Raw genomic sequence first — 9,590 nt, forward strand, 5'->3', positions numbered from 1 at the left:
CCATCTGGTTGATCTGGTCGTCGACCTCGCGCACTTGCTGGGCCAGGCCGGAATCGGCCTCGATCAGCGCGGTGACCGCGTCGTTGACCTGCTTCTCGACCAGCCCGCCCATGGCCAGGAGGTGGCTGCGCACTTCCTCGAGCTCAGCGTTGAACTGCTGGGAGATGTGATGGGTAAGGCCTTCTTTACTAATCATGTTGGCGTCCTTGGAGCGTCCGGTAAGGTGCGGTGGGCCGCAGCGTCAGTTCAGTGAGCAACAACAGCTTCCTAGCCGTAACGACCGGTGATGTAGTCTTCGGTCTGCTTCTTCGCCGGATTGGTGAACAGGGTGTCGGTGTCGCCGAACTCCACCAGTTTGCCCATATACATGAACGCCGTGTAGTCGGAAACCCGCGCGGCCTGTTGCATGTTGTGGGTCACGATAACAATGGTGAACTTGGATTTCAGTTCGTAGATCAGCTCTTCGACTTTCAGCGTGGAGATCGGGTCGAGTGCCGAGCACGGTTCGTCGAGCAGCAGCACTTCCGGCTCCACGGCGATGGTGCGGGCAATCACCAGACGTTGCTGCTGACCACCGGACAGACCGAGTGCCGACTCGTGCAGACGATCCTTGACTTCATCCCACAGCGCCGCGCCTTTCAACGCCCACTCGACGGCTTCGTCGAGGATGCGCTTTTTGTTGATGCCCTGGATGCGCAAGCCGTAAACCACGTTTTCATAGATGGTTTTCGGGAACGGGTTGGGCTTCTGGAACACCATGCCGACGCGACGACGCAGCTCGGCCACGTCCTCGCCCTTGCGGTAGATGTTGTTGCCGTAGAGGTTGATCGCGCCTTCGACGCGGCAGCCATCCACCAGGTCGTTCATGCGGTTGAAAGTGCGCAACAGCGTGGACTTGCCACAGCCGGACGGGCCGATGAAGGCGGTCACGCGCTGTTTCGGGATGTTCATGCTGACGTCATACAGCGCTTGTTTGTCGCCGTAGAACAGGCTCAACCCCGGCACTTCGATGGCCACGGTTTCCTGCTCGAGACTCAGGCTCTGTTTGTCGCGGCCCAGGGCCGACATGTTGATGCCGTGAGTGTGTGCTTCGTGCTGCATGGGAGGCTCCCTGTGCTAACAAATTCGGTTCGGGGCCGCAGGCCAGGCCCGCGGTTACGCAATTCTTTGTAGGAGCCGGCTTGCTGGCGATGCAGACAACTCGGTCCCGCAGGCTCACCGCGGTGATGCCTTCGCCAGCAAGCCGGCTCCTACAGTTCGGTGTTGATCAGCTATCCAGCGCCTTGTACTTCTCGCGCAGGTGGTTACGGATATAAACGGCCGACAGGTTCAATGTCGCGATCACCAGCACCAGCAGCAGCGCCGTGGCATACACCAGCGGCCGCGCGGCTTCTACGTTCGGGCTCTGGAAGCCGACGTCATAGATGTGGAAGCCCAGGTGCATGATCTTCTGGTCCAGGTGCAGGTACGGGTAGTTGCCATCCAGCGGCAGCGACGGCGCCAGTTTCACTACACCCACCAGCATCAGCGGCGCCACTTCACCGGCGGCGCGGGCCACGGCGAGGATCATGCCGGTCATCATTGCCGGGCTGGCCATCGGCAGCACGATCTTCCACAAGGTCTCGGCCTTGGTCGCGCCGAGGGCCAACGAGCCTTCGCGCACGGTGCGAGGAATCCGCGCCAGGCCTTCTTCGGTGGCCACGATCACCACCGGCACAGCCAGCAGGGCCAAGGTCAACGAAGCCCACAACAGACCCGGCGTACCGAAGGTCGGCGCCGGCAAGGCTTCGGGGAAGAACAACCGGTCGATCGAGCCGCCCAGTACATAAACGAAGAAGCCCAGGCCGAACACGCCGTAAACGATCGCCGGTACGCCCGCCAGGTTGTTCACCGCAATACGGATCACTCGGGTCAGGGTGTTCTGCTTGGCGTATTCACGCAGGTAGACCGCCGCCAGCACTCCGAACGGAGTGACGATCATCGCCATGATCAAGGTCATCATCACGGTGCCGAAAATCGCCGGGAAGATCCCGCCTTCGGTGTTGGCTTCGCGCGGGTCATCACTGAGGAATTCCCAGACCTTGCTGAAGTAGAAGCCAACCTTGGTAAAGGTGCTCATGGCGTTCGGCTGATAGGCGTGAACCACTTTGCCGATACCGATCTCGACCTCTTTACCGTTCGCGTCACGAGCCGTCAGGCTGTCACGGTTGAACTGCTTGTGCAGGTCGTTCAGACGCGCTTCGATTTCCTGATAACGGGCATTCAGCTCGGCACGCTCAGACTCCAGGTCCGCCTGTGCGGTAGCGTCGAGACGGCCGGCCAATTCCAGCTTGCGACCGTGCAGACGAACACGTTCGAGACCGGCGTTGATCGCGCCGATGTCGGTTTTTTCCAGGCTCTTGAGCTGCCCAGCCAACTGGTTGACGCGATCGACACGGGCCTGCAACTCAGGCCATGCGGCTTCGCCTTCAGCGACGACCTTGCCGTCCTCTTTGACGTTGACCAGGTAGCCGTAGAAGTTGCCCCACTCGCGACGCTCGATGGTCATCAGCTCTGGCGGGGTTTTCTGGTTGGTCAGCCACTCGCCGACAATCCAGGTGAAGTCCGTGCCGTTCAGATCGCGGTTGCCGACCTTGATCAGCTCGCGGGTCATGAACTCCGGGCCCTGATCGGGCACCGGCAGGCCAGCGGTTTTCAGGCGCTCGCGTGGCACTTCTTCCTTCTGCACCACTTCGCCGATGACCAGGTGGTTGGCCTGGCCCGGCACGTCGTAATTGGCGTGGATCAGGTCCGCCGGCCAGAAGTGCCCCAGACCGCGCACGGCAATGACCGCCAGCAGGCCAATGGTCATGATGACCGCAATGGACACCGCGCCGCCGCTGATCCAGACGCCGGGGGCGCCGCTCTTGAACCATCCATTCAGGGAGTTCTGTTTCACAGACTTCTACCTTTGTTAAAGCGACGAGTATTTCTTGCGCAGACGCTGACGCCGAGGGTCAGGCCGCGTGGCACGCTGAACACGGCGTCTTCGGCGATCGAGTAGATGTTCGGGATGACTGCAAAGCCCATGGCCAGGCCGACCACCAGAGCGTTGCGCTGGTCGTAGGTGATGCCCAGGTCGTGGGAGATCCACATACGCATGTCACCGCCGAAGAACCAGGCTTCCATGTACGGGCTCATGTACAGCGACAGCCAGCCCACGAACAGAATCACCGGAATCAGGATCGCGCTTTCCCAGCCGTCCGGCACTTTCAGGCGGATCGACTCAGGCAGGCGACTGAAGACGAAACCCGCCACCAGAATGCCGATCGGCAGGAGCATCAGCAGGCTGAAGATGCCCGGCAAATGCCCTTCTACATACGGTGCGAGGAACAGGCCAGCGAAGAAGCCGAGGATCACCGTCGGCATCGCCTCCATCAGTTCGATCACCGGCTTGACCTTGCGACGCATGCCCGGGGCCATGAAGTACGCGGTGTAGATCGCTGCGGCGACGGCCAGGGGCGCGGCCAGCAGCATGGCGTAGAACGCGGCTTTCAGGGTACCGAAGGTCAGCGGCGAGAGGCTCAGCTTGGGTTCGAAGTCGGTGTTGGCGGCGGTCGATTGCCAGACGTATTTAGGCTCGTCGTAGTTCTCGTACCAGACTTTGCTCCACAACGCGCTCCAGGAAACTTCCGGGTGCGGGTTGTCGAGCAGCAACGGTTGCAGCTTGCCGCCCTGCTCCACGATCACGCGGTTGGCCCGTGGCGACAGGCCGAACAGGCCTTGGCCGTCGACCACCTGATCCACCAGCAAAGTGCGGTGCGCGGTGCTGTGGAACACGCCGAGCTTGCCGGACGCATCAAGGGCAACGAAGCCTTTTCGACGTTCTTCGGCGGTGATTTCAACAATCGGCGCAGCGCCCATCTGGAAGGTGCGGATTTGCTTCAGGCGCAGTTCGCCATCGTGATCGCGAGCCATGAACCACTGGGCGAGACCGCCCTTGGAGTCGCCGAGGATCAGTGAGATACCACCCACCAGCTGGGTGCTGGCGGTAATCTCGGCATCGCCGTCTTCGAGCAATTTGTAGCGACCGTTGAGACTCTTGACGCGCAGGCTGAACACATCGGCTTGAGCACGACCGTTGACCACGTATAGCCACTGCTGACGCGGGTCGACGAAGATGTTCTTCACTGGCTCGGTCATTTGCGGCAGGTCGATACGTTTCTGCTCGTTGGTGACTTCGCCGGTCATCATGTTTTCTTCGCTGGTCAGCGACATGACATGCAGTTGCGCACCAGTGGAGCCAGCCAGCAGCAGGGTCGAATCGGTGGCATTGAGGCTGACGTGCTCCAGAGCGCCGCCCGCCTCGTTCAGCGCGATTGGCGTTTCGCCGTACGGGTATTCGATGGCCGGCGAGATGGTTTTCTTGCCGTCCGGGTAGCTGACTTTATAGGTGTGACGGAACACCAGCACCTGACCGTTGGACAACCCCACTGCGACCAATGGATGGCCGGGTTGATCTTCACCGATGGAGGTCACGCTGGTACCGGCCGGGATCGGCAGGTCGACACGACGCAGTTCGGCGCCGCTATCGATATCAAAGAATAGCGCCTGGCCCTTGTCGGAAACCCGCATGGCCACCTGGTTCTGTTCTTCAAGGGAGATCATCAGCGGCTTGCCGGCGTCTTGCATCCAGGCGGGCGTGATGGCGTCTTTGGCGGTCAGATCAGCCCCCTGGAACAGCGGCGCGACAACATAACCGAGGAAGAAGAAGATCAGGGTGATCGCGCCCAGGACGGCGAGGCCGCCGACAAGCACATACCAACGGGTCAGGCGATCTTTCAGCGCACGAATACGGCGCTTGCGGTGCAGCTCAGGCGTATTGAAGTCAATTCGCTTGGGGGGATTTGTAGTCATGGTGGAATTGGCCAGATCATTCATGCGCACACCCTAGCGATCCTGTATGACAGAAAGATGACAATGCAGTGACGCAACAAATCCGCCGCCAGTGGAAACTGGCAGTGGATCGGAAATTTGGGGGGCCGGGTTGCCAGCGTGGCAACCCTGAGCCTTTGCAGGAGCGAGCGATGCGGCGATTCCTTCGCGGGCAAGCTTCGCTCCTGCAGGTCCGGGTTTACCCCGGACCTAGGGTTTTACTTTTTTGCGACTTCAGCGCCGCCTTCCGCCAGACCCAGGTCAGCCAGAGCTTTTGCAGCAACCTTGGCTGGCAGTGGGATGTAGCCGTCTTTCACTACAACTTCCTGGCCCTGCTTGGACAGAACCAGTTTCACGAACTCGGCTTCCAGCGGGGCCAGAGGCTTGTTAGGGGCCTTGTTGACATATACGTAGAGGAAACGCGACAGCGGGTATTTACCGTTCAGGGCGTTTTCTTCGCTGTCTTCGATGAAGTCAGTGCTGCCTTTCTTGGCCAGGGCCACGGTCTTCACGCTGGCGGTCTTGTAGCCGATGCCCGAGTAACCGATGCCGTTCAGCGAGGAGCTGATCGACTGCACGACCGAAGCCGAACCTGGTTGTTCGTTAACGTTTGGCTTGTAGTCGCCTTTGCACAGGGCTTCTTCTTTGAAGTAGCCATAAGTGCCGGATACCGAGTTACGGCCGAACAGTTGTACTGGCTTGTTGGCCAGGTCGCCGGTCACACCCAGGTCGCCCCAGGTTTTCACATCAGCTTTGGCGCCGCACAGACGAGTCGAGGAGAAGATCGCGTCGACTTGTTCCATGGTCAGGTGCTGGATCGGGTTGTCTTTGTGTACGAAGACCGCCAGGGCGTCCACGGCCACCGGGATAGCGGTTGGCTTGTAGCCGTACTTCTGCTCGAAGGCCGCCAGTTCGGTGTCCTTCATCTTGCGGCTCATCGGGCCCAGGTTGGAGGTGCCTTCAGTCAGCGCAGGTGGCGCGGTGGCAGAGCCAGCGGCCTGAATCTGGATGTTTACGTTCGGGTATTCTTTTTTGTAGTTCTCAGCCCACAGGGTCATGAGGTTGGCCAGGGTATCGGAGCCGACGCTGGACAGGTTGCCCGACACACCAGTGGTCTTGGTGTAGCTCGGGATAGCAGGGTCAACAGCGGCAACCGCGTTGGCAGTCGCAACGCCAGCAGCGACAAAAGTCATTGCCGCCATCAAACGCTTCAGTTTCATGCCTTACTCCTAGCAGATAGGGTGTGTTAAGTCGGGGCCAAGTATCAGCAGGCCGTGTGAACACTCTATGGCTGAAATATGACAATTGGATGAAAGGCCAGCATCTAGCGATAGATCGTTCCCACGCTCTGCGTGGGAATGATCGGTTACAAGGTTAGCGCCCCTTCTTCCAGAGATACCCGCCCACCAGAACCCCGACACCACAAATGATCGCTACGTAATACGCCGGCCCCATCGGGCTTTCCTTGAGCAGCAGGGTGACGACCATCGGGGTCAGGCCGCCGAAGATGGCGTAGGCCAGGTTGTAGGAGAACGACAGGCCGCTGAAGCGCACCACCGCCGGGAAGGCTTTGACCATCACATACGGCACTGCACCGATGGTGCCGACCAGCAAACCGGTCAGGGCATACATCGGGAACAGCCAGTCGGGATGATTGAACAGGCTGTGATAGAAGGTCCACGAGGTCAGCAGCAGCAACGCGCTACCGAACACGAACACCCGCCCGGCGCCAAAACGGTCAGCCAGTGCGCCGGAGGCCACACAGCCCAGGCTCAGGAACACGATGGCCAGGCTGTTGGCCTGCAACGCGGTAGTCGGCGGGAAGTGGTAAACGGTCTGCAATACAGTCGGCGTCATGAGGATGACCACGATGATCCCGGCGGACAGCAACCAGGTCAGCAGCATGGAAATCAGAATCGCACCGCGATGGTCACGCAGCACAGCGCGCAGCGGCACTTCTTCGGCCAGGGCTTTACGCAATTGCAGTTCGGCAAACACCGGGGTTTCGTGCAGCCAGCGGCGCAGGTAGACCGAGAACAGGCCAAACACGCCGCCCAGCAGGAACGGGATCCGCCAGGCGTAATCGGCCACTTCCACCGGCGTATAGAGGCTGTTGATTGCCGTGGCGACCAACGAGCCCAAAAGAATGCCGGCAGTCAGACCGCTGGTCAGCGTGCCGCAGGCATAACCGATATGCCGTTGCGGTACGTGTTCGGAAACGAATACCCAGGCTCCCGGCACTTCGCCGCCAATCGCTGCGCCCTGGATCACCCGCATCAGCAGCAACAGGATCGGCGCCCACATGCCTATCTGCGCATAAGTCGGCAGCAAGCCCATGATCAGGGTGGGTACCGCCATCATGAAAATGCTCAGGGTGAACATCTTCTTGCGTCCCAGCAGGTCACCGAAGTGCGCCATGACGATGCCGCCCAGCGGCCTGGCCAGGTAACCGGCGGCGAAAATGCCGAACGTCTGCATCAGGCGCAGCCACTCGGGCATGTCGGCGGGGAAGAACAGAGGTTCGGCACGATAGCAAATTGTTCGAAAAAGCACATAGAGGTGCGTATTTGACGGTCGAAATGAGAACCGGACGGTCGTCTCGAAGTCTATCGACCGATATACTCACAACGTTGCAACGGTTTGTAAGGGGTTGCTGTGCGAAACCGTCGTTGGCACCCGTCAGCCGATTTCGCAGAGTTTCCCTTTAGGCGCCTTACGAAAAACGTGACGAACGTAGTATGTTCGGGGCTGAATCGTTTTTCCTTGAGACGGCTATTCACCTGAAGTACCAATGAGAGTCACGGGTCAGAGGCACCCCCGGCATGATAGAGCTCGAACAAGAAGATCCAATCCCGCAAGGCGACCTGGCCCTGCAAATTACCGCGCTTCCGCGTGAAACCAACGGCTTTGGCGATATTTTCGGCGGCTGGCTGGTGGCGCAGATGGATTTGGCTGGCACCGCAATGGCCAGCAAGGTTGCCGGTGGTCGCGTGGCCACCGTTGCGATCGATCGCATGGCGTTTCTGGTGCCGGTGGCGGTGGGCGCTCAGCTCTCCTTCTATACCCAGGCCCTGGAAATCGGTMGCAGCTCGATTCAGATGATGGTCGAAGTCTGGAGCGACGATCCACTGTCCAGCGAGTGGCGTAAAGTGACCGAAGCCGTGTTTGTGTTCGTCGCCATCGACGGCAGCGGCCGCACTCGTTCGGTTCCGCCCAGAGCTCGTTAAACAAGGCGCTCGTTAAACGCGGTGACCGTTTTGCGGTCCATAGCAGTCATTGTTCCTGATTGAGAGTCGCCCCATGAGCACGCCCACCGTCGAAGCCGTGAAACTGGATGAACTGAACTGCTGGCGCATCCGCCACGGTCAGGCCGAATTGCTGGTGGCCCAGCAAGGCGCGCACATCCTCAGTTATCAATTGGCCGGCCAACCGCCGCTGATCTGGCTCAACGACGAGGCAGTGTTCAAGACCGGCAAAGCTATTCGTGCCGGTGTGCCGGTGTGCTGGCCGTGGTTCGGCAATCTGTCGCGCAACCCGCAGAGTGTCCAGGCCATGCGCATCAGCCAGGAGCCGCCGACCGCTCACGGGCTGGTGCGAGCGATGGACTGGGAACTGGGCAGCATCGAAACCGAGGGCGAAAGCCTGAAGGTGGAATTCGTCCTGCCCTACCCCGAAGGCGGACTGCCAGGCTGGCCGCATCAGGTGGACTTGAAACTGAGCATTCGTCTGGATGAACAATTGCATATCAGCCTGACGAGCGAAAACAACGGCGCCGAACCGGTCACGATCAGCCAGGCGCTGCACAGCTATTTCGCGGTCAGCGATGTGCGCAACGTGCACGTTGAAGGGCTGGATGGCTTGAGTTACATCGAGACACTGGACGACTGGAAAACCGTCACTCAGACCGGTGATCTGCGTTTTACCGGTGAGACCGACCGCATCTATCTGAATACCCCGCCGACATTGAGCATCGTTGACCCGCATTGGGAGCGACGCATTGAACTGACCAGCAGCGGTTCGCGCTCGGCGGTGATCTGGAACCCGTGGATCGACCGTGCGGCCGCGTTCAGCGACATGGCTGACGATGGCTGGCAGCGCATGCTGTGCATTGAAACGGCAAATGTGATGGATGATGTGGTGACGCTGGCACCGGGGGCTAGCCATACCCTGGGCGTGAGCATCGCCAGCAAACCGCTTTAACACCACACAATAAATGTGGGAGCAGGCTTGCTCCCACATTTAAAAACCTACAAATCCGACTCCTTGACCACCCGCACCTGCGCCGCATCCAGCGCATACGCCGCATCCGCCAGGTCGTTGCTGACCTTCTCGATCTTCAGCGTACCGGTCACCCACAGCGGTGTGTAGATGTCATTCAGCTTCAGGCCTTTGGGATAACGCACCAGCACCAGTTGGTTAGGCGGCGGTGGTGGCACGTGGATACAAGCGCCTGGGTACGGCACGAGGAAGAACAACGTGCTGCGGCCCTTCGCATCGGATTCCAGCGGTACCGGATAACCGCCGATGCGGATGTGCTTGTCGTTCATCGACGGCACGGTCTTGGTCGAATACATCACCGCCGGCAAGCCCTTGCTCTGCTTCATGCCACCTTTTTGGGTAAAGGTGCCATTGGCTTCCGGTGAGTTGTGATCGATTTCGGGCATGGCCTCGAGGGC

Annotated in this window: 7 protein-coding genes and 2 pseudogenes; 2 read left to right on the forward strand and 7 right to left on the reverse strand. The window is 59.9% G+C overall.

The genetic code is table 11. The annotated features are described in order from the left end of the window. The 6 genes and pseudogenes from AC1DLB_RS21575 to AC1DLB_RS21600 form a co-directional block, all read right to left on the reverse strand. Positions 1 to 196 (reverse strand): PhoU domain-containing protein (locus tag AC1DLB_RS21575; protein ID WP_477785608.1); only part of this gene is annotated, 196 nt, incomplete at its 3' end. A 71-nt stretch (positions 197 to 267) separates the two neighbouring features. Further along, positions 268 to 1,101 carry a phosphate ABC transporter ATP-binding protein PstB gene (gene pstB, locus AC1DLB_RS21580; protein ID WP_008150054.1) on the reverse strand — a complete coding sequence of 278 codons (834 nt, stop codon included), beginning with the start codon at positions 1,099 to 1,101 and terminating at the stop codon, positions 268 to 270. 166 nt (positions 1,102 to 1,267) lie between these two features. Further along, positions 1,268 to 2,938 (reverse strand): phosphate ABC transporter permease PstA, encoded by a 1,671-nt coding sequence (pstA, locus tag AC1DLB_RS21585; protein WP_018927392.1) that lies wholly within the window; start codon positions 2,936 to 2,938, stop codon positions 1,268 to 1,270. Positions 2,939 to 2,988: 50 nt separating this feature from the next. Continuing rightward, positions 2,989 to 4,920, reverse strand: a pseudogene (locus tag AC1DLB_RS21590) (ABC transporter permease subunit); the annotation flags it as partial. A 212-nt stretch (positions 4,921 to 5,132) separates the two neighbouring features. Beyond that, positions 5,133 to 6,134 carry a phosphate ABC transporter substrate-binding protein PstS gene (locus tag AC1DLB_RS21595; protein ID WP_018927390.1) on the reverse strand — a complete coding sequence of 334 codons (1,002 nt, stop codon included), beginning with the start codon at positions 6,132 to 6,134 and terminating at the stop codon, positions 5,133 to 5,135. 154 nt (positions 6,135 to 6,288) lie between these two features. Further along, positions 6,289 to 7,431, reverse strand: a pseudogene (locus AC1DLB_RS21600) (MFS transporter); the annotation flags it as partial. Positions 7,432 to 7,736: 305 nt separating this feature from the next. On the opposite strand from AC1DLB_RS21600, the gene AC1DLB_RS21605 reads away from it, so the two are divergent. After that, positions 7,737 to 8,141 carry an acyl-CoA thioesterase gene (locus AC1DLB_RS21605; protein ID WP_477785609.1) on the forward strand — a complete coding sequence of 135 codons (405 nt, stop codon included), beginning with the start codon at positions 7,737 to 7,739 and terminating at the stop codon, positions 8,139 to 8,141. A 73-nt stretch (positions 8,142 to 8,214) separates the two neighbouring features. After that, positions 8,215 to 9,114 carry a D-hexose-6-phosphate mutarotase gene (locus tag AC1DLB_RS21610; RefSeq protein ID WP_477743545.1) on the forward strand — a complete coding sequence of 300 codons (900 nt, stop codon included), beginning with the start codon at positions 8,215 to 8,217 and terminating at the stop codon, positions 9,112 to 9,114. 47 nt (positions 9,115 to 9,161) lie between these two features. On the opposite strand, the gene AC1DLB_RS21615 is transcribed toward AC1DLB_RS21610, so the two are convergent. Continuing rightward, on the reverse strand, positions 9,162 to 9,590 hold a 429-nt coding region (locus tag AC1DLB_RS21615; RefSeq protein ID WP_477785610.1), incomplete at its 5' end, for a DUF3299 domain-containing protein.

The organism is Pseudomonas sp. 05N434 (genome assembly GCF_056396965.1).

Coding starts and splice junctions, on each gene's coding strand:
- pstB (WP_008150054.1), bottom strand. CDS start 1,101: ATGCAGCACGAAGCACACACTCACGGCATCAACATGTCGGCCCTGGGC.
- AC1DLB_RS21595 (WP_018927390.1), bottom strand. CDS start 6,134: ATGAAACTGAAGCGTTTGATGGCGGCAATGACTTTTGTCGCTGCTGGC.
- AC1DLB_RS21610 (WP_477743545.1), top strand. CDS start 8,215: ATGAGCACGCCCACCGTCGAAGCCGTGAAACTGGATGAACTGAACTGC.